Genomic DNA, 22,328 nt, shown 5'->3' with positions numbered 1-22,328 from the left:
TGATAATATAATTGCAGTATTTTTTCATGCCTTACTTTTTACTAATTTCAATGGTATAATAATAGCAAATAATGAATAGATGTTGGTGGAAAATTAATGAAAAAAGAAGCTAGAAAATTGCTTAAAGAAATATATGGATATGATGATTTTAGAGATGGACAAAAAGTAATAATACATTCAGTTCTTCAAAGGCGAGACACTTTGGGAGTAATGAGTACTGGGGGAGGAAAATCCATATGCTATCAGATACCAGCTCTTCTCTTTAGAGGAATAACAATAGTCATTTCACCATTAATTTCTTTAATGAAAGATCAGGTAGATACTTTAAAACTTTTAGGAATAAAAAGTGTATATATAAATTCAACTCTATCTAGAGAAGAATATTCTGATGCAATGTATAAGATAAGAAGTGGCAATGCAAAGATAATATATATAGCACCTGAACGGCTTGCTAATGAAAAATTTGTATCTTTTATAAGGAAACTGGATATAGCTATGATAGCTGTAGATGAAGCACATTGTATTTCACAATGGGGACATGATTTTAGAAAAAGTTATTTGGAAATACCTAATTTTGTAAAAAAAATAGGAAAACCAATACAAATGCTGGCTCTTACAGCAACAGCAACTTCTGAAGTAAGACAAGATATAGAAGAAAAGCTTGAGATGAAAAGTCCCTTCAGCTATGTTGCAGGATTTGATAGAGAGAATATATTTTTTAAGGTAGTAAAAAATGTGGTTGCTGAAGCCTATATAGTAGATTACTTGAAAAAAGCTCCTAAAAAATCTGGTATAATTTATGCTTCTACTAGAAAAGAAGTGGATAGTTTATATGCATATCTTGAACTCAGAGAATTTAGTGTAGGAAAATATCATGCAGGACTTACTGAAAAAGAAAGAAAAGATTTTCAAGAAAAGTTTATTAAAGATGAAATAAAAATAATGGTAGCTACAAATGCATTTGGAATGGGAATAGACAAATCTAATGTAAGATTTGTGCTCCATAGAAATATTCCAAAGGATATGGAAAGTTATTATCAAGAAGCTGGTCGTGCTGGAAGAGATGGAGCTCCTGCAGAAGCAGTTTTAATGTATTTTGAAGAAGATGTAGGGACACAGGAATATCTTATAGAAATGAATGAAGAAACTGAAAATAATTTGAAAAAAGAAAAAAGAGAAAAACTTGATAAGATGGTAGAATATGCATATCTTGAAAGTTGCTATAGAGAATATATATTAAAATATTTTGGAGATAAAAGGATAAAAAATTATTGTGGAAAATGTGGAAATTGTAAATCTTTTAAGAATGTTGAAGATCTTACTGTAGAAGCTCAAAAGATACTTTCTTGCACAGGAAGAGCAAAGGAGAGCATAGGAACATCAACTTTGACAAATATACTTGTAGGGAAATCCGATACTAAAATGGATAAAAAAGAATATCATAAATTATCTACTTTTGGAATAATGCAGGAAAGAGATAGAGACTGGATTGAAGAATTTATAAATTTTTTAATATCAGATGGATATCTTGAACAGAGTGCAGGGAGTTTTCCAGTTCTCAGGCTTAATGAGAGGGCCAGAAGGGTCTTAAAAAATGAAACTGCTGTTTTTAGAAGAATGGACGAAAAAGTAACATTTGATTATTATGAAGACCCACTATTTGAAAATCTGAATCAATTAAGAAATAGAATAGCTGAAAAAGAAAAAGTAGCTCCATATATAGTGTTTTCAGATTTGACGTTAATGGAATTAGCAGAGAAAAAGCCTAAAAATAGATGGGATATGTTAAAAATAAGAGGAATAGGAAATCAAAAATTTAAAAACTATGGAGAAGAATTTTTAAAAGTTATAAATAGTTTTTCAGATGAAGATATGGAGATTATCAGACTGGAAAGTATGGTTGAAGATAAATATCTGGAAGAATCTAAACTGGAAGACTTAAAAAATAAATTACAAATAAATATAAATACAGAAAAATTAAGAGAAATTTTAATTAAGTCATTATTTAGTTAGAACATTAAGGAGGTTGCAATGAAAAAAATATTGGCATTTCTTGTTTTATTGACTATGCTTGGATGCAATGGGGGAGATAAGACAACAGGAGGACAAACAACTGAACCAGAAAAAACAACAGAGACACCAAAAACAGAAAATGTAGTGGTGACTCCACCAACGAAAGAGGCAGAGTTGAGGATTTTAGAGGTATCAACTTCGTCAGGGGAAAAACCCAATATAGAAATAACTCTTTCTGACGAAATAGGACTTAATAGTGATATAGACGCATACATAAAAGTAGATGGAGAAACAGGTTACGATATCATCAAAATGAAAAATAAAATAATTATAAGAGGAGATTTTCATACTGGGGAAACTTATCAAATAGAAATCTTGAAAGGATTGAAATCTAAAAATGGAATTATATTAAAAGAAAATTTTAATACAACAGTAGCTTTTAAAGAAATAGAACCTAAAATAGCTTTTTCAAATGAAGGAATAATACTTCCAGCTGTAAATGATAAGAGAATAAGTTTTAAATCTCTCAATGTAAAAAAAGTAAATGTAAAAGTTAAAAAAGTTTATGAAAATAATACAACTCAATTTTTACAGAATTTTGTATTTAATGGAAATGGAAATGTATTTAATTATTCTCTTCAAGGAGACTTTTACAGAATAGGAGATGTTCTTTTTGAAAAAGAGTATGAATTAAATAATCTTAAAAATAAATGGATTCAAACTGAAATTGAATTGGGAAGTCTTGTAGACTACAAGGGATTTTTTATAGTTGAGCTATCATTTAATAAAGATGGAATAGACTATACTTTTCCTGAAGGTGTAGAAAGTTGGCAGCAATATAGTTTCTTTGAAAATAATGGTAAAATAGGAAAAGTAATTTTACTTTCAGATATGGGAATTTTGGCACAGAAAACTAAAGATCAGTATTTGGTAACTGTTACTAATGTTGCAAAGAACAGTGTTGTAAAAGGTGCCAAAGTAAAGGCAATAACTTTAAATAATCAACTGATAGAAGAAAAAACTACCAATGAAAATGGAGAAGTAACTTTTGATGGAAAGGCTCAGATTTTTTATATTATCAGTGAATCAGGAGATGAAAAATCTATATTGAAATTAAATGATTCTCGTTTGTCATATGATGGTTTTGCTGTAGATGGTATATATGCAACTGAAGGTGTAAAAAGTTTCATGTACACAGATAGAGGAATATACAGACCAGGAGATGATATATATCTTTCTATAATAGCTAGAAATGCAGATAATAATTTTCCTGAAAATCATCCAGTTAAATTAAATATCTATACTCCAACAGGGAAAAAGTTTGTGGAAAATCATGTTTTAAATGATGGGAAAAATGGATTTTATACATATTCTTTCAAAACTAATTTGGATTCTGAAACTGGTATCTGGAGAGTAGATGCTCAAGTGGGAAGTACTACATTCAGAAAGGATATTCCTGTAGAAACTATAGTTCCATATAAAATAAAAGTTGATGTTGATGCACCTAAAGTAGTGGACATAAATGAAACTGGTAATTTTGAAGTAAAAGTTGCTTCAGATTATCTCTTTGGTGCGCCTGGAAGTGATCTTAGATTTAACAGCGAACTGCAAATAAGAGAAGAAAATGTAAGATTTGAAAAATTCAAAAATTATACTTTTACAAATCCTACATCATATAATTTCTATCATAGAGATTATAAAGAAGGAGTATTAAATAGTGAAGGAAAGGGAACTATCAATTTTGATATTGCTAAGATTACTCCTAAAAATATAAACTTGACAGGAACTATTACTACTAAAGTATTGGAAACAGGGGGAAGACCTGTTTTAGATAGAAGTATTGTTACGTTGAAAAAATTTGATACATATGTAGGAATGGAGATTCCATCAGATAGGTATATGAAGAGTGGAGATAAAGTAAATCTTCAAGTTATAGCAATTTCAAGTGATGGAGATAAACTTGTTCCAGGAAGAAAAATGAAATATAGAATATATAAAAATGAGTATTCTTGGTGGTGGGATTATAATGATTATGGAAGTTTCTTGAAATCAATAAAAACGGATACTAATACTACTTTTGTCCATGAGCAGGAGTTTGTATCTGGAGATAAGCCATATATCATAGATTATCCAATAGATGGAACAGGAGAAATATTTGTAGAAGTTGAAGATTTGGAAACTGAGCAAAGTACAGGGGTAAATCTTTATGTAAGTACTTGGATGGATCCTAGTGTAAGTAAAAAAGTGGATAAACTTAAAATGGAAACTGACAAAAAATCTTACAATATAGGAGAAAAAGCTAAGATTATATATGAAGGGGAAAAGGGAGCTAAAGCCCTTATAACTATAGAAAAATCTGGTCAAATAGTAAAAAGATATTGGAAAGATGTTAATGACATCAAAAATGAAGAAGAGATAGAAGTTACTGAAGGAATGTTCCCTAATGCCTATGTAAGTATTTCTTTATTCCAAGACTATAACAATTTTACAAATGACAGACCATTGAGATTACATGGAGCAGTACCTTTAATGGTAAAAAATGAAGCAACTAAACTTAATTTAGAATTGAATACACCAAAAGAATTAAGACCAAATGAAAAATTCACTGTAAAAGTTAAAAATAAAGCTGGTACTCCAATGGAATATACAGTAGCTGTAGTAGATGAAGGTCTTTTAGATATAACAGCATTTAAAACTCCAGATCCTTGGAATTACTTCTATCAAAAAGAAGCTCTTCAAATAATGGCCTATGATAACTATAATGAAATTATAGGGAAAACTTTTGGAGAAGTACATCAAGTATTAAAGACTGGAGGGGGAGAATTCCTAGCTGAAATGTCAGCAATGGATAAATCTAGAAATAAACAGATGGGACTTGAAGAGGCTCAAAGATTTAAACCTGTGGCAATGTTTAAAGGAGTTCTGACTACTAATGATAAAGGAGAAGGGGAAGTAGAATTTACAATGCCTAATTATATGGGTTCTGTAAGAGTTATGGTAATTGGAGCAGATAAAGGAATGTATGGAAAAGCTGAATCTACAATTACTGTAAAAGCTCCAATAGTTATGAATGCTTCACTTCCTAGAACATTAAAAGTTGGAGATGAATTTAAAGTTCCAGTAGAAATCTTTGCTTTAGAAGATGACCTTGGAGAAATAACTGTAAATATTAATTTCAATGGAGAAATAAAAACTGAAAAATTTACTTTGAAAAATAAAGAGAAGAAGACAGTATATTTTACAGAAAAAGTTCCAAATAAAATAGGAGCAGATAAAATAATTATAAGTGCAAATTCTAATAAATATAATTATGAAGAAGTCACTGATATAGATATAAATTCAAATAATCCATATATTTATTTGAATGATATAAAAACTGTATCAGGTGGAAAAGAAGTTGTATTTAATGCACCGAAGGATTCAATAGAAGGAAGTGTAGAAAGTACATTGACTATATCAAGTTCACCTATACTGGCTATAGATCAAAGACTTAAATGGCTTATCAGATATCCATATGGATGTGCAGAACAGACTACATCAAGTGTACTTCCTCAATTATTTATAAAAGAGTTATCTTCTGAAAATACTTTTGATAAAAAGAGAATAACTGCAAATATTAATTCAGGTATCACTAGATTATCAAAATTCCAGCTTTATGATGGGTCATTTACATATTGGCCTGGAAATAGAGATGCAGATTTATGGGTAACTAACTATATTGGACAGTTTTTAATAAGTGCAAAAGAAAATGGATATTATGTACCTGAAGATATGTACAGCAGATGGTTGGATTTCAGTAAGAAACAAAGTAAAATAGCTGGAGCAGATTTGGATAGAAAAGCATATACTTTATATCTGTTGGCATCAGCTGGTTCTCCTGAGATAAGTGAAATGAATCTTATATATGAAAACTATATGGGAAGCCTTTCTATAACAAGTAAGTGGTATATGGCAGCAGCATATAAGCTGATTGGTGAAGATAAGATAGCAGTAGATATTGCTAATTCACTTTCAATAACTGTGCCAGAATATGATTATGATTATTACAGATATTCTTATGGTTCTAATTTGAGAGATAAAGCTATTGTACTTGGTGCATACTATAAAGTATATGGAAAAATAGAAGAAAAACTATACAATGATATACTTAAGGCACTTCAATCACAAAACTGGCTGTCTACTCAAAGTACAGGATACTCTTTGATGACTATAGCTGAAATGGTAAAATCAGGAGCTAAAGAGGAAGTATCTGGAACTATTGAAATAGATGGACAGTTAAAAAGATTTACTACTAAGAATGGTACTTACACAGAATCAATTTCTGATAAAGTGAAAGATATCAAAATAGTTTCTGGTAATTCAAAAGATATGTTTGTTAATTATTATTGGGAAGGAGTTCCTGTAAATTATGAAGGAGAGAATATTGCTAAAAATATTCAAATAGAAAGAAAATTCTATGATATAAATGGAGTAGAATTGGATCCTAAGTCTTTAACTTCAGGAACAACATTCTGGTTAGAGGTGAAAGTGCTTCCTGCTGACAATATAAGAGGATATTTTTATATCAATGAAGTGGCATTGACACAAGTTCTTCCTACAGGATGGGAAATAGAAAATGTAAGAGCATTGAAACAACAATATCCAGAATGGGTAAAAACTAGAATGGCAAATACTAGTATAGATTATGAAGATATCAGAGATGACAGAGTGATGTGGTTCTTTGATTTCAATAATTACAGCAGAACTGGAAACAGCTTCTTTATCAAAGTAAATACTGTAACAGTAGGAAAATATAAATTCCCAGGAACTATGGCAGAGGCTATGTATGATAAAAATTATGAAGCTTATCTGAAAGGATTTGAAGTAGAGGTTAAATAATGAAAAAAAGATATCTGGTATTTTCAGGGATTCTTCTAAGTGGAATTTTATTTACTTCATGGACATATTTGAAATATGATACTAAAAAGATAGAGAGCACATTTGAAGATAGATACAGTCAGGTAATATTAGATGACAAAGATGATATCCTAGGAGCCTATCTCAATAAAAATGAACAATGGCATTTGAAAAGTACAGATAAAATACCTGAAAAATTAAGAGAAGCAGTTTTGAATTATGAGGATAAAAATTTTTACTCTCACAAAGGAGTAGATATGAAAGCAATAGTCAGAGCTGTAAGAGACAATGTATTTCAAAGAAGAAGAACAGGAGCAAGTACTGTAACTATGCAGGTGGCAAAAGTTCTTGAACCAAAAAAAAGGAGCTATTTTAATAAATATAGAGAGATAATTCATGCAGTGAAAATAGAAAGAGAATTCACTAAGGATGAGATTTTATCAATGTATTTGAATAATGCTCCTTATGGAGGAAATATTGTAGGTTATAAAACAGCGTCACTTCTATACTTTCAAAAAAATCCAAATGAACTTACTTGGGCAGAGGGAGCACTGTTAGCAGTGCTCCCTAATTCGCCTGGACTTATGCATGTAGAGAGGAATAGAGATAGGCTTATAAATAAAAGGAATGCTCTTTTAAAAAAATTACTTGAAAGAGGAGTTATTGATGAAAGGCAGTATGCTTTATCAAAAATGGAACCTATTCCTGAAAAAAGATATAGATTTAAATCTCTTGCCCCTCATCTTACAAGAAGATTAACACAAGAAAGTAGTGAAAAAATAATCAAGAGTACTATTAATAGTCAACTTCAAGAAAAAATAGAAAAGGTTGTAAAAGACTATTCTGAATATTTAAAAAGTGAAGGAATCGGAAATGCAGCTGTATTGGTAGTAGATAATAAAACTTATGAAGTGAAGGTATACATAGGATCTCAAAATTTTTATGATTTTTCTACCAATGGACAAGTTGATGGAATAACAGCTAAAAGATCACCAGGATCTGTTTTAAAGCCATTTCTTTATGCTTTGGCAATAGATGAAGGAATAGCTGCTCCAGAATCAAAAATACCTGATATTCCATTATATTTTTCAAACTTCAGTCCTCAGAATGCTAACAAAAAATATTATGGTTTGATTGAAATGAGAGAAGCCCTTATAAAATCATTAAATATTCCATTTGTATCTTTATTGAAGGAATATAAAGATGAGAAATTTTTCTATTTTTTGAAAGAAGTTTTAGATTTTAAAGATAATAATCCTTCAAGATATGGACTTTCACTTATACTTGGAACTAAGGAACTCAGTGTGGAAAATATAGCTAAACTATATACTGGGCTGGGAAATTATGGTAATTTTAAAGAATTGAGATATATAAGGCTAGAACAGGAAGAAAAGGGAAATCAGTTGATATCAAGAGGGTCAGCTTATCTTACATTGGATACTATAAGGCAGTTAGAAAGACCAGGACTTGAAAGTATGTATCGAGAAAAAAATCCTGTTTCATGGAAAACTGGAACAAGTTATGGAAGAAGAGATGGATGGGCAGCTGGTGTTACTCCTGATTGGACAGTGGTAGTATGGGTAGGAAACTTTACAGGGGAAAGCAACAGCAATTTATCAGGGGTAGTCAGTGCAGGAAAGCTTTTATTTAATGTATTCAATACCCTGCCAAAGAAAACAGCTTTATTTAATCTTCCACAAGAAGACTTTGAAATATTAGAAGTAGATAAAGAAACAGGATATAGAATGAAATTTGATGTGCCATCAAAAGAAATACTTTATCCTAAGGGAGCTAAACCACTGAAATTTTCACCATATTATAAGAAAGTTTTTTTAAACAAAGATGGAGAAGAAATAGATTCAAGAAGTGAAGACTTTACTGAAAAACAAGAAAAGGTAGTACTTAACTATCCTATTGAGATAATAAACTATTTCATAAGACAGAATATGGATGTTTCAAATATTTTTAGTAGCAAAATCAAAGAAAAAAGTGTAAAATTCATATATCCAATAAATAAATTAAAAATAGTTATACCAAAAGACTTTGATGGAGAAAAAAGTGTTATAGTAAAGGTAGCAAATGTAAAAAAGCAAAATCTTTATTGGTATATAAACAGAGAATATATAGGAAGAGATAAAGATAGAGAAAAAAGTCTCTCTTTAAAAGAAGGAGAATATGAATTGACAATAGTAGCTGAAAATGGAGAAACAGAAAAAGTAAAATTTGAAATAGTGAAAAATAGAGCAGGAAGGAAGTAAAATGGTAGAGTTTTTTATAGCAAAGAAACATATATTTGAAAGGAAAAGACAAAGTCTGATTTCAACTTTAGGAATAGCAATTGGAATAATAGTTTTAATAGTCTCTATTGGAATAGCCAATGGATTAGATAAAAATATGATAAGCAGCATTCTTTCTATGACAAGCCATGTCTTGGTAGAAAATGGAGATAAATTATCAGATTATAATGAGTTAAAAGATAGAATAGAAAAAATCTCTGGAGTAAAAGGAGCTGTTCCCAGTATAGAAACTCAAGGTATATTTAAATATAATGGAATATATGGAGGATATATATCAGGGGTAAAAATAGAAGGTTTTGACTTAGAAAGTGCTAAGAAAGCTATGGATTTAGATAAAAAAATTGTAGAAGGAAGCATTTCTCCTGATAAAATGGATGGGGTTCTTATAGGAAAAGAACTATTTAAAAATATTGGAGCTTCTCTTGGAGATGAAGTAACTATAATATCATCAGAAAATAAAGAGATAAAATTTAAAATAGAGGGAGTATTTCAAAGTGGATATTATGATTATGATATAAATATGATAATAATTCCTTTGAAGGCTGCTCAATATCTTGTATATAGTGGTGACACAGTAAATAAGATAGATGTAACATTAAATGATCCATATAAAGCACCTGAAATTGCTGATAAAATAATGGCTGACACAAAGATATTTTCTAGAACATGGGGAGATCTTAATAGAAATCTTCTTTCTGCTTTGTCACTTGAAAAAACCGTTATGGTAATGGTATTTTCTTTAATAGTAATAATAGCAGGATTTGTAGTATGGGTAACTTTGAATATGTTGGTCAGGGAAAAAATAAAAGATATTGGAATAATGAGATCAATGGGATTTTCTAGAAAAAGCATAATGAAAATTTTTCTTATTCAAGGAATGCTTTTGGGAATAGCAGGAATAATAATAGGTACAATCATTGCTCTATGTTTCTTATGGTATATAAAGAATTATACATTAGCTTTTATAACTTCTATATATTATCTAACAAAGATACCTGTTGAAATATCAGTTAAAGAAATAGGAGTAATAATTGGAGCTAATATTGGAATAATTTTTGTATCAAGCGTCTTTCCAGCATACAGAGCAGCTAGAATGGAAACTGTGGAGGCGTTGAGACATGAATAGAGAGATATTAAAATTAGAAAATATAGAAAAATATTATAGTGGTAACATAGATAAGCTTCATATTATAAGAAATTTAAGTTTAACAGTAGAAGAAGGAGAATTTATTTCAATACTTGGAAGGTCAGGATCAGGAAAATCTACTCTTTTAAATATAATTGGTTTATTGGATAAAATAGATAATGGAAAAATATATATTGGTGGACAGGAAGTGGAGAAACTTTCTGATGAAAAAAAAGATATACTGAAAAATAGTATGCTTGGATTTGTATTTCAATTTCATTATCTTTTACCAGAATTTACTGCTTTAGAAAATGTAATGCTCCCAGCTCTGGTGAATGAATTTAAAAACAGAAAAGAAGTAGAAAAAAGAGCTATGGAGATATTAGAAGCAGTGGGGTTAAAAGACAGGGTAAAACATAAGCCATCACAATTGTCTGGTGGAGAAAAGCAAAGAGTGGCAATAGCCAGAGCTCTTATTAATTCTCCTAAGATACTCCTTGCAGATGAACCTACAGGAAATTTGGATGAAGAAACAAGTGAAACAATTTTTGATATATTAAGGGATATTAATAAAAATAGAAAACAGACTATAATAGTAGTTACACATTCAAAAGATTTAGCAAAAATTTCAGATAAAAAATTGTATCTTAAAAAAGGTATTTTACATTTAACAGATGATAATTAAAAAAATTTTTAAATTTTTTTATAGAAAAAAAGGAAATTTATTGAAAAGGAAGTATAATATTATACAAAGCAAAGAGAACTTGCGGACTTAAAAGGAAGTGGTATTATGAAAATGTCTATCCATGGAAAACAATTAGTTGTAACTGATGCAATCAAAAAGTATGCGGAAACTAAACTAGGGAGGGTTGAAAAGTATCACGATAGTATTATAGAATTAGATGTTAGCTTATCAGCAGTGAGAACTAAAACTGGAAGCAGCCATACAGCTGAAGTATTAGCATATCTGAGTGGAAGTACTTTAAAAGCTTCTTGTACAGATACTGACTTGTATGCAGCTATTGACCAAGTTTCTGATATTATAGAGGCACAACTTAAAAAACACAAAGAGAAAAGAGCAATGAATTACGGACAGGTTCCAAGGGTAAAAAAAATAAAATATGATCCTGAAACTAATACAGTTGAAAAAGAAGCAGCAGTAAATGTGGTTAAAGTTTATCTTCCACCAAAACCAATGGATATAGAAGAAGCAATACTTCAACTTGAATTGTTGAATAGAGCATTTTATCCATTTACTAACTGTGAAACTGGAGAAATGAATATAGTTTATAAGAGAAAAGATGGAGACTATGCTCATGTAGAACCAGCGATTAAAAAATAATTAAATAATCCTTATTACCCCTTTCAGAGATGAAAGGGGTTTTAAATTTTTAGAAAAAACACTTGAATTTTTATATTAATAGGTATATACTACCAGTAGTTGTGCAGAAGTGGCGGAATGGTAGACGCGCTGTCTTCAGACGGCAGTGGGGGTGCCCCCGTGAGAGTTCAAATCTCTTCTTCTGCACCATTATTTTTGTCAGTATGCAGTATCTTTTGATATTGTTTTTTTATTTTTTGAATTTTAAAAAAAAATTATCATCTTAAAAGAAAAATAAAAATAAATGTGCAAAATCTGTAAATATTTAGTATAATAATATCATTAAATGAAATGCTAAAGAGGGGTGATAGCTGAAATGGACAGAGATATAAAAGAAAGAATAAAAAATGCTAAAAGAATAGTAATTAAAGTAGGAACATCTACATTGACCTACACAAATGGAAATCTTAATTTGAGTCTTTTAAATAAGCTTGTATGGGGACTTAGCGACTTGAGAAACCAAGGAAGAGATGTAGTACTTGTAACATCAGGAGCTATAGGAGTAGGGTCTAAAAAGCTTAATTTTAAAACAAGACCTAAGGAAACTAGAGAAAAACAAGCAGCAGCAGCAGTGGGTCAGGCTGAGCTTATGCATATATATCAAAACTTTTTTAGTGAATACAGCCAGAAAACAGCTCAAATACTTTTGACAAAAGATGATTTTAAAGAAGGAGAAAGAAAAACTAATACTAATAATACATTTGAAACATTATTAGAATATGGAGTTATTCCAATAGTCAATGCGAATGATACTATATCTACATTTGAAATAGAATTCAGTGATAATGACAGACTTTCTGCAAGTGTAGCTTCTTTATTAAAGGCTGATCTTTTGATTATACTTACAGATATAGATGCACTTTATGATTCTAATCCTAAAACTAATCCTAATGCTCAAAGAATAGCATATGTAGAGAAAGTTACTGATGAAATAATGGAAATGGGTGGAGAAAAGGGAAGCGAATTCAGTGTTGGAGGAATGGAAACAAAACTTCTGGCAGCAAGAGAGTGTTGTGATAATGAAGTAGTGATGGCTATATTAGATGGTTCTAATCCTCTGCTGATAGAAAGATTGATATCAGGAGAAGATGTAGGAACAATTTTTGATTGTATAGCTTAGGAGGAAATATAATGGAAATATCAAAAATAGGAGAAGCTGCAAAAAAGGCTTCCATAAGAACGGCTCAGCTTTCTACTGGGATAAAAAATGATATACTTCAAAAATCAGCTGATGCTTTAATAAGAAATAAAGAAAGGATAATTGAAATAAATAAAGAGGATGTAAAAAATGCTGTAAAGAATGGAGTAAAACAATCTTTTATAGACAGACTTACATTAACAGAGAAAAGAATAGAAGATATGGCAGCAGGTTTGAGAAATATAGCTATGCTCAATGATCCTGTTGGGGAATATATATATGGAAAAACACTTCCGAATGGTTTGATAATTCAGCAGAAAAGAGTTCCTTTAGGAGTGGTGGCTATAATATTTGAATCACGTCCTAATGTAACAGCAGATGCTTTTGGACTTTGTTTAAAAAGCGGCAATGCTGTTATCTTAAGAGGAGGAAAAGAAGCAATAAAAACAAATATAGCTATTGTGAGTGTATTTAAAGAAGTATTGAGAGAATCTGGACTTTCAGAAGATACAGTACAAATATTGGAAGATACAAGCCATGAGAAAGCTATGGAGCTTATGAAAGCTAACGAATATATAGATGTACTTATTCCTAGGGGAAGTGCTAGATTAATAAATACTGTTATCAACAACAGCACTATACCTTGCATTCAGACTGGAATAGGGAACTGTCATATATATGTAGATAAAACTGGCGATTTGAAAAAAGCTGTAGATATAATAATCAATGCTAAAACTCAAAGACCAGGAGTGTGTAATGCAGTAGAAACTATACTGGTACATGAGGATATAGCAGCAGAATTACTTCCTGTAATGGGAAAAGAGCTGATTGATAGAAATGTAGAGATAAGAGGAGATGAAACTGTAAATAAGTATATTACCGAATCTAAAAAAGCTACTGAAGAGGATTGGGCTACAGAGTATGAAGACTATATACTTGCTGTAAAAACTGTAAAAACTTTAGATGAGGTAATAGAACATATAGGAAAATATGGAACTAAACATTCTGAATCTATAATAACAGAAGATTATTCAAATGCTCAGAGATTTTTAAATGAAATAGATGCAGCAGCTGTATATGTTAACGCTTCTACAAGATTTACAGATGGAGGACAATTTGGATTTGGTGCTGAAATAGGCATCAGCACTCAAAAACTTCATGCAAGAGGACCAATGGGGCTTAAAGAATTAACTACTACTAAATATGTAATATTTGGTAATGGGCAGATTAGAAAATAGATTTAATAATACTAAAAATAAAATATTAATAAAGAGAACTTTTTTCTTCAAAAAATAGAAAAAAGCATAAAAGAGATGATAAAAATTTTCAAGAATAAAAAAATAAATATCTAAAATTAAAGAATAAAGATGAATTTCTAGAAAAAATACATGAATAAAATGTGAAAATAGATCAAATGAATAAGAAAGAAGACCATTTGAAATTATGCTGCACTCAAAATCTTAGACAAACTTAAGATAGAGAGTGCAGTTTTTTTATGACTATAAATTAACAATTATACAAAGAATAGAAGCTTATAGATAAAATTATAAAAAGAAACTTTTAAACCTTTGCCATTGAATTTTATTATAAATAAAAAAGATAGAAAATTTATTCACTAAAAGAAAGGATTACAGGAAATATGTATTTTATATTTTCTAACTTAAATAATAAAATTATATAGTAAATTGTGAGGAAAAATAGCTTATTAAAAAGGATTCTATCAACAAAAGAAGAAAAAATTAATATTGATATTTTTAATTTTATCTACTTTTTTCAAATATTATGATATTTTGAAATAAGTGCTAGTTATTTTAAAGATTTTAAAAAAAATTTATATATACGTATGAATACAAAAATTAATTTATAAAAAAATATTGAAATGAAATTATAAATAGGAGTAATATGGTAGTATAAAATGAAAATAAATTTTAATGGCTTATAAATAAAATTTAAAACTATTTTGCAGAAAGGAAAAAAATTTTAAAAACGTTTTAAAATGAAAAATGGAAGGTGGATTTATGAAAAAACTATACAATAAAACTCTTTACTGTGTATCAATAATTTTACTAGCTGTTTCTTGTAGTAATTCTCAAACTGCCGTATCAAAAAGGCAATCAGAATTAAATCAATATAAATGGACAGAATTATCTTCTAAATATGAAAATTCATATTTAGATAATGGGATTCAAAAACCTATTTCCTTAGATGTATTGGCTAACTGGTGGGTAATTTTAGAAGATGAAACTCTTACACAGCTTATAAATTTATCTTTAAAAAATAATAGAAATTTACAAGAAGTGAGAGCAAAAGTTAAAGAAGCAAGAGCTGCATTAGGAGTAAGTCAAGCAGAATTACTCCCATGGCTTGATAACAATAACAGTTGGGAAAGAAAAAAAGTATCTGATAATTCTCCAAATCAAAGTGGAATAGCCAATGTATATAGACTAGGAATAGATGCTTCATGGGAAATTGATATTTTTGGTGGAAATCAATATAAAGTAGAAGCTGCAACAGCTGATTTACAAACACAACATGCTCAGTTTCATTCAGCATGGGTAACTTTAACATCAGAAGTTGCAATTAATTATTTATCTTTAAGAACTTTACAAGAACGATTATTAATAGCTGAATCCAATCTAGCTTTACAAGAGAATACAGTTCAGTTATTACAATCAAAATATGATAACGGATTAATAGATGGATTGGGACTAAATCAAGCTAAGTATACAGCAAGCCAGACTAGGTCTACTATTCCTACTATTAAAATAAGCATAGAAGAAACATTAAATAATTTAGCAGTACTTACAGGCCAGTTGCCAGGAAGTCTTGAAAAAATTCTAATGGAGAAAAAAGATCTCCCAAATATAAATGAAATGATTTATGTAGGAATTCCTGCTGAAACTTTAAGGCAAAGACCTGATATACAAGCAGCTGAGTATCAGCTGGAAGCTCAAATTGCCCGTACAAAGTCAGCAAAAGCTGATTTAAAACCCAAATTAATATTATTTGGGTCAATAGGTTTAGAAAGTATCAGCAGTGGGTCATTGTTGTCAGCTGGAAGTAAAGGCTTTTCAATTGGTCCACAGATTACTTTACCAATTTTTCATGCAGGTGCCATAAGAAAAAATATTAATGTACAATCTGCAAAAGAAGAACAATATCTTGCTGTTTATGAAAATACAATTTTGAATGCTGTAGCTGAAGTAAGAAATGCATTAACAGCAATAAGTCAAGAAACAGAAAAAAATATTTCTTTAAAAGAAGGTGTTCAAACAGCATCTCTTGCTTTAGAGATAGCACAAGAAAAATATGATAATGGATTGGTTGATTTTCAAAATGTTCTTGATGCACAGAGAGCATTACTTTCATTGGAAGATCAATATGCAATAAGTAAAGGACAGAAAATTTCAAATTTAGTTGGTTTATTTAAAGCTTTAGGTGGTGGGTGGAAACCATTAACTCAAGAACAAACAGCAATAAAATAACTTAAATATAGAAGTTTTTATCAGGAGGATAAAGAATGAATAAAGAGAAGATTCTTTCAAGTTTAAAAAGTAGATATAAAATAATTTTATTGATAATTATAATTGCAATTATTTTTAGTGGAGGATGTATATATAATAAAATAAATAAAGATGAAAGCATAGTATTGTATGGAAATGTTGATATTAGGCAAGTAGCTTTAGCTTTTAATGCCAGTGAAAGAATAGAAGAAATGTATTTCGAAGAAGGAGATGAAGTAAAAAAAGGAGAGTTATTAGCAACTTTAGATACAAAAAGTTTAAAACTACAGATAGAAAAAAACAAAGCAGAAATAGAAACACAGGAAAATGTGGTATTACGGTTAAAGAATGGTTCAAGACCTGAAGAAATATCACAGAAATTGGCACAATTAAATGCAGCAGAAGCAGAAGCAAAAAATGCCAAAATGCAATTACAAAGAATTCAAAAGGCTTATAGTAACTCTGCTGGACGTTCAATAAGTAAACAAGAAAAAGATGAAGCAGAATCAAAAGTTAAAATAACTGCAGCACAAGTAAAAGAAGCATATGAAGGATATCAATTAGCGAATATTGGACCTCGTGAAGAAGATATTGCAGAAGCAGAGGCTCAACTTAAAGGATTAAAAGCAGAATTAGCAATACAGGAATATTTATTAAGTCAAACTCAATTAATGGCACCAAGTGATGCAGTTATACGTTCACGTTTGCAAGAACCAGGGGATATGGCATCTCCTCAGCGTGCGACTTATCTCTTAGCTTTAAATGATAAAAAATGGATACGGGCATATATTCAGGAATCGCATCTTGGTTTTGTTAAACCTGGAATGGATGTAGCTGTTTCTATTGACAGTTATCCAGACAAAACAATAAATGGGCAAGTTGGTTTTATTTCTTCAGTTGCTGAATTTACACCTAAAGCAGTTCAAACAGAAGAGCTGAGAACATCTTTGTTATATGAAATCAGAATTTATGTAAATGATAGTGAAGATATATTACGTATGGGTATGCCAGCTACAATAAAAATTGATGACAGCAGAACAAATACCAAGGAGTAATTTTTATGAATAATGAAAATGTAGTTATTGCAGAAAACTTATATAAATATTTTATTGTTAAACCAGGAAATAAGAAAGTAGAAGCACTTACAAACATTAATATAGAAATTCCAGTTGGAAAACTTACTGCATTAATTGGTCCTGATGGAGCAGGGAAGACAACTTTTATGCGTTTAGTATGTGGACTTATGATGCCAAGTGAAGGAAATATAACAGTGCTTGGAATAAATACAAAAGAAAATCCACAGGAGATTCAAAATAGAATAAGCTATATGCCTCAACGTTTTGGACTTTATGAAGATTTAAGTATTCAAGAGAATCTTAATCTTTATGCTGATCTATATGGAGTTCCTAAAGAAATACGTAATGAACGTTTTGAACGCCTTTTAAAAATGACAGGATTGGAAGATTTTACTGAAAGACAAACAGGAAAATTATCTGGGGGAATGAAACAAAAATTAGGATTAATATGTACATTAGTTCGTTCACCAGAACTTTTATTATTAGATGAACCAACAGTAGGTGTTGATCCTCTTTCTAGAAGAGAATTATGGGAAATCCTGCAAAAGCTTGTTAAAGAAGAAAATATTACAGTTTTAGTAAACACAGCTTATATGGATGAAGCAGAGCTTTGTCATAAGGTAATAGTAATACATAAAAGCACTATATTGGCTACAGGAACACCTAAAGAATTATCTTTAATAGGAGATGACAGATGTTTTAAGATTCAGCCACCAAGTGGAATGCCTTCTCGTATTCTGCAAACAAAATTACTTGATGATAAACAGAATATCATTGATGCTGTTCCAGAAGGAGATGAAGTAAGGTTTATTACTTATTTAGATGAAGCTTTTAATAATATAAAAGAAATTGATTCTAATCTGCAAATACAAAAAGTTGATTCTACTTTAGAAGATGGGTTTATGATTTTATTACGTGAATATGAAAGTAAACATACAAAAACAGAAAAAAAAAAATTTCCTATAAAATTTTCAGATAAATTTGAAATATCGAAACAGGTTGATATAGAAGTTAAAAATCTTGTACGAAAATTTGGAGATTTCACAGCTGTCAGCAACACTTCTTTTCAGGTATATAAAGGAGAAATATTCGGATTATTAGGTCCGAATGGAGCAGGGAAAACAACTACATTCAGAATGTTATGCGGTTTATTGCCTTCTACAAGTGGATTTTTATCTGTAGCAGGAGTCAATCTCCGAAACTCAAGAACTTATGCTAGAACAAATATTGGATATGTTGCTCAAAAATTTTCTTTATATTCAAATTTAACTGTGGAAGAAAATTTAATGTTTTTTGGTGGTGTTTATGGTTTAAAAGGAGACAAATTAAAAAATAGAATTGAGGAAGTAAAAAAGCAATTTGATCTTATAGGTCAAGAAACTAAAACCAGTGGAGAACTTCCAGGTGGATTTAAACAACGTTTGTCAATGGCAGTAGCACTTTTACATGAACCTAAAATTCTTTTTCTTGATGAACCTACAAGTGGAATAGATCCTTTAGCAAGACGTACTTTTTGGCGGCAGATAACAGCTTTAGCTGCTGGAGGAACTACAATAATTATCACTACACATTTTTTGGAAGAAGCAGAATATTGTGATCGGATTATGATACAAGATCAGGGAAAAATGCTGATAATTGGAACTCCAAAAGAGGTGCGAGAAAGTGCTGGAGAAAATATAAAAACAATGAATCAAGCTTTTATTGAGATAGTTGAACAAAATCGTTCAAAAGAGTAAATAGATTAATTAAGGAGAAAGTTATGAGTAAAAATGATTTTATAAAACGCCTTACAGCAATGGTAACTAAAGAATTTCGCCAATTGGTTCGTGATAACAGTAGTATTTTAATTGGAATATTTTTGCCTATTCTTCTAATATTTATTATAGGTTATGGAGTATCGCTTGATGTAAAAAGAGTTCCAATAGCAGTAGTTCTTGAAGATACTTCACCAACAACCTATGATGTTTTAAGTTTTTTAAATGGTTCAGAATATTTTTCACCAACTTATGTAACATCTATGCATGAAGCAGAAAAGATGATAGATGGACGAAATGTTGAGGCAATTATAAGAATTCCTTCTGATTTTTCAGAAAGTTTATACAGACAAGAAAGTTCAATACAACTAATTCTATATGGAGTAGATTCAAGTACTGCCACAATTGTAAAAGGATATATTGAAGGTTCTATAAAACAATGGGAGGCTTTAAATAAATCTAAATTTATAAACGATTCTGCTGTTGGAAATGTAACTGTCGAAAATAGGATGTGGTTCAATGATGCAAATTCAAGTATCTGGTATTTCATTCCTGGACTCATAGTACTTATAATAACTATTGTTGGAGTCTTTTTAACTTCTCTTGTTATGGCGAGAGAATGGGAACGTGGAACATTGGAATCTTTGTTTGTTTCTCCTGTAAAACCATTGGAAATATTATTATCAAAAATGGTTCCATACTTCAGTGTAGCTATGATTGGATTTATTTTTTGTCTTATTGCAGCACGTTTTCTATATAAAGTTCCTATCTATGGCTCATTGATTATTATAATATTGTGTTCTATGCTCTATTTATTTGTAACTTTAGGAATGGGACTTACTATATCCTCTATTACCAAAAATCAATTTTTGGCTAGTCAGCTAGCTTTACTTGTAAGTTTTTTACCTGCTATGATGCTGACAGGTTTTCTTTTTGATTTACGTAGTATTCCTGCTTTTATTCGTAATATTGGACAAATATTACCTGCAACATATTATTTAGAACTGCTTAAGTCTCTTTTTCTTGCAGGAAATAACTGGCATTTAATTTATAAGAATTGTTTGATATTATTCTTTTATGCGATATTTTTTATTTCTTTAGCACTGAAAGTAACTAAAAAAAGTCTTGAATAGGAGTAGATGATATGAATAACTTTATGACATTTTTATTAAAATTAAAAAGTATATGTAAAAAGGAACTTTTGAGTACTTTTAAAGATCCAGCTACAAGAACAGTACTTTTTATTCCAGTTATTATACAAAGTATTTTATTTGGATATGCGGCAACATATAATCTTGATAAAGTTCCTTATGCTTATCTTGATAATAGTAAAAGTAAAACTTCTGTTGAATTTATTTCAAAACTTGAAGGAACAAATGTTTTTAAACGGGTACAAACATTAATGAATGCTAATGAAATAGCTCAAAGTATAGATTCAGATAAGGCAATGATGGTCATAAGTATAGATTCAGATTTTGAAAAAAAGTTAATAAAAGGGGAAACAGCTTCAGTTCAAGTAATTACAGATGGACGTAATACTATGACAGCAGCTGTAGCATTGGGATATATCAATGATATTGTTGGAGAATTCAATAGTGAAAGAAATGGAGGCAAACAACTGATAAATATAAAAACAAGAGCATGGTATAATCCTAATCTTATAACAAGATGGAGTTTTCTCCCTGGAATGATAGCAGCTTTAAGTTTGATACAAACACTTATGCTTGCAGGTTTATCTGTTGCTAGAGAAAGAGAACAAGGAACATTTGATCAATTACTAGTTACTCCACTCTCTTCAATTGAAATTTTAATAGGGAAAGCTGTTCCTCCAATGATTATAGGAACCCTGCAAGTAACTTTTATTGTACTTGTTTGTATGTTCTGGTTTAAAATACCTATGAGTGGTTCATTATTTACCCTGTACTTTACTGTTTTTATATTTATGACTAGCTGTATTGGAATAGGATTATCTATTTCTGCTGTTTCGACAAATATGCAGCAGGTTATGGTATATACTTTTGTTCTTATAATGCCAATGGTTTTATTATCTGGTTTAGCAACTCCTATAGATAATATGCCTAAAATTCTTCAAATTGCTACTTATGCCAATCCATTACGTTTTGGTGTGGAAGCAATAAGAAGAATTTATTTAGAGGGCAGCAGTTTAGCTCAAATTGCTCATAACTTTATACCTATGATAATAGTTGCAGTATTAACTTTACCTCTTGCCATATGGCTATTTAGAAATAGATTAGTTTAATTTTATAAAGTAAGAAGATTATATACAAAGAAAAAAATGTTAATTATTGACATCAAGGTAGAATCAATAGCAAAATATAAATATGCAAAGGGATTAAAACAAATATGATTGTTTATAGATTGTCATTTTAATATGGAAGAAGCAGTTCTAATAAGAGCAGCTTCTTTTTTATTTGATTTACAAACAAGTTATCATAGAGTCATTACTATTCTTTAATTTTTTTCAATGATTTATTTAATATTTTCAGTTACTATTAATGTATCAATTATATTAAAATTGTTTCAATTACTTCTTAGTATTGTAATTGATATCTTTAAGATAATTTTTTATAAATTTTTTACTGTATATAAAAATTTATTTTACGTTTTTTTATATAATATAATTTAAAGAATATAAAAATTTAATAAATTATTACTGTCTTAAATCATATAAAAAGAGACAGTTTAAGATTAAAGATATATTTGGTATTTTTTTAATTGTATGTTAACAATTAAAAATTATATATTTATTTTTAATTTGTATGTAAAAAATAATTGTGATATAATTTGATTAAATACACAATATGTCAACTAATTATTTTTTAAAAACATAAACTATTGTGATATTTAAATCAAGTTTTTAAAATATTTGTTTGTCATATTATAAAAAAAGGAGGTAGATTATATCTTAGCTTTATAAAACTATAATATTAAAAAATAAAGTTTATTTTTAAGGAGGAAAGAAGTATGAAGAAAATTTTGGGGATATTTCTTTTTCTATCTTGTTTGACAACAGTACTTTATTCGCAGGAAATAAGTGAAAAAGAGGGAAAAAAAGTTCTTGAACAGATAAGAAGAGAAATACAGGCTGAAGAAAAAGCTAAACAAAAAGCCATTGAAGATGCT

The 22,328-nt window shown here is 29.6% G+C and carries 13 protein-coding genes and 1 tRNA gene; all 14 read left to right on the top strand.

The features are described 5' to 3' along the window. Positions 1 to 96: 96 nt before the first annotated feature. The 14 genes from recQ (at position 97) to E6771_RS10720 (ending at position 21,444) form a co-directional block, all read left to right on the top strand. Positions 97 to 2,013 carry a DNA helicase RecQ gene (gene recQ, locus E6771_RS10785; protein WP_316091336.1) on the top strand — a complete coding sequence of 639 codons (1,917 nt, stop codon included), beginning with the start codon at positions 97 to 99 and terminating at the stop codon, positions 2,011 to 2,013. Between the two features lie 18 nt (positions 2,014 to 2,031). Beyond that, positions 2,032 to 6,891: an alpha-2-macroglobulin family protein gene (locus E6771_RS10780; protein ID WP_316091335.1), complete on the top strand. Its 4,860-nt coding sequence runs from the start codon at positions 2,032 to 2,034 to the stop codon at positions 6,889 to 6,891. Beyond that, entirely contained in the window at positions 6,891 to 9,167 is a 2,277-nt protein-coding gene (pbpC, locus tag E6771_RS10775; RefSeq protein ID WP_316091334.1) for a penicillin-binding protein 1C, read from the top strand. The genes E6771_RS10780 and pbpC overlap by 1 nt, the downstream gene beginning before the upstream one ends. Position 9,168: 1 nt before the next feature. Next, on the top strand, positions 9,169 to 10,332 hold the full coding sequence (locus E6771_RS10770) for an ABC transporter permease (protein WP_316091333.1): 1,164 nt from the start codon (positions 9,169 to 9,171) through the stop codon (positions 10,330 to 10,332). Beyond that, positions 10,325 to 11,017 carry an ABC transporter ATP-binding protein gene (locus tag E6771_RS10765; protein ID WP_316091332.1) on the top strand — a complete coding sequence of 231 codons (693 nt, stop codon included), beginning with the start codon at positions 10,325 to 10,327 and terminating at the stop codon, positions 11,015 to 11,017. Before E6771_RS10770 ends, E6771_RS10765 begins: the two co-directional genes overlap by 8 nt. A gap of 105 nt (positions 11,018 to 11,122) precedes the next feature. Next, on the top strand, positions 11,123 to 11,674 hold the full coding sequence (gene hpf / locus E6771_RS10760; protein WP_316091331.1) for a ribosome hibernation-promoting factor, HPF/YfiA family: 552 nt from the start codon (positions 11,123 to 11,125) through the stop codon (positions 11,672 to 11,674). Between the two features lie 103 nt (positions 11,675 to 11,777). Then, positions 11,778 to 11,863 (top strand) — tRNA-Leu (locus E6771_RS10755). Between the two features lie 166 nt (positions 11,864 to 12,029). Continuing rightward, complete coding sequence (proB, locus tag E6771_RS10750) at positions 12,030 to 12,833, top strand: glutamate 5-kinase (protein ID WP_316091330.1); 804 nt, start codon at positions 12,030 to 12,032, stop codon at positions 12,831 to 12,833. A gap of 11 nt (positions 12,834 to 12,844) precedes the next feature. Beyond that, entirely contained in the window at positions 12,845 to 14,089 is a 1,245-nt protein-coding gene (locus E6771_RS10745) for a glutamate-5-semialdehyde dehydrogenase (protein ID WP_316091329.1), read from the top strand. A 780-nt stretch (positions 14,090 to 14,869) separates the two neighbouring features. Continuing rightward, positions 14,870 to 16,336 carry a TolC family protein gene (locus E6771_RS10740; protein WP_316091328.1) on the top strand — a complete coding sequence of 489 codons (1,467 nt, stop codon included), beginning with the start codon at positions 14,870 to 14,872 and terminating at the stop codon, positions 16,334 to 16,336. Between the two features lie 35 nt (positions 16,337 to 16,371). Beyond that, positions 16,372 to 17,409, top strand: a complete 1,038-nt coding sequence (locus E6771_RS10735; RefSeq protein ID WP_316091327.1) for an efflux RND transporter periplasmic adaptor subunit — start codon at positions 16,372 to 16,374, stop codon at positions 17,407 to 17,409. Between the two features lie 5 nt (positions 17,410 to 17,414). Next, complete coding sequence (locus tag E6771_RS10730) at positions 17,415 to 19,166, top strand: ATP-binding cassette domain-containing protein (protein WP_316091326.1); 1,752 nt, start codon at positions 17,415 to 17,417, stop codon at positions 19,164 to 19,166. A 23-nt stretch (positions 19,167 to 19,189) separates the two neighbouring features. Beyond that, positions 19,190 to 20,317 carry an ABC transporter permease gene (locus E6771_RS10725; RefSeq protein WP_316091325.1) on the top strand — a complete coding sequence of 376 codons (1,128 nt, stop codon included), beginning with the start codon at positions 19,190 to 19,192 and terminating at the stop codon, positions 20,315 to 20,317. Positions 20,318 to 20,328: 11 nt separating this feature from the next. Next, the gene (locus tag E6771_RS10720; RefSeq protein ID WP_316091324.1) at positions 20,329 to 21,444 is read left to right on the top strand and encodes an ABC transporter permease; all 1,116 of its coding nucleotides are present in this window, start codon (positions 20,329 to 20,331) and stop codon (positions 21,442 to 21,444) included. Positions 21,445 to 22,328: the final 884 nt, after the last annotated feature.

The sequence above is a fragment of the Fusobacterium sp. genome (assembly GCF_032477075.1).
Classification (GTDB): Bacteria; Fusobacteriota; Fusobacteriia; order Fusobacteriales; family Fusobacteriaceae; genus Fusobacterium_A.
The sequence above is the reverse complement of the archived record's forward strand: the minus strand, read 5'-3'. Positions and strand labels throughout refer to the sequence as shown.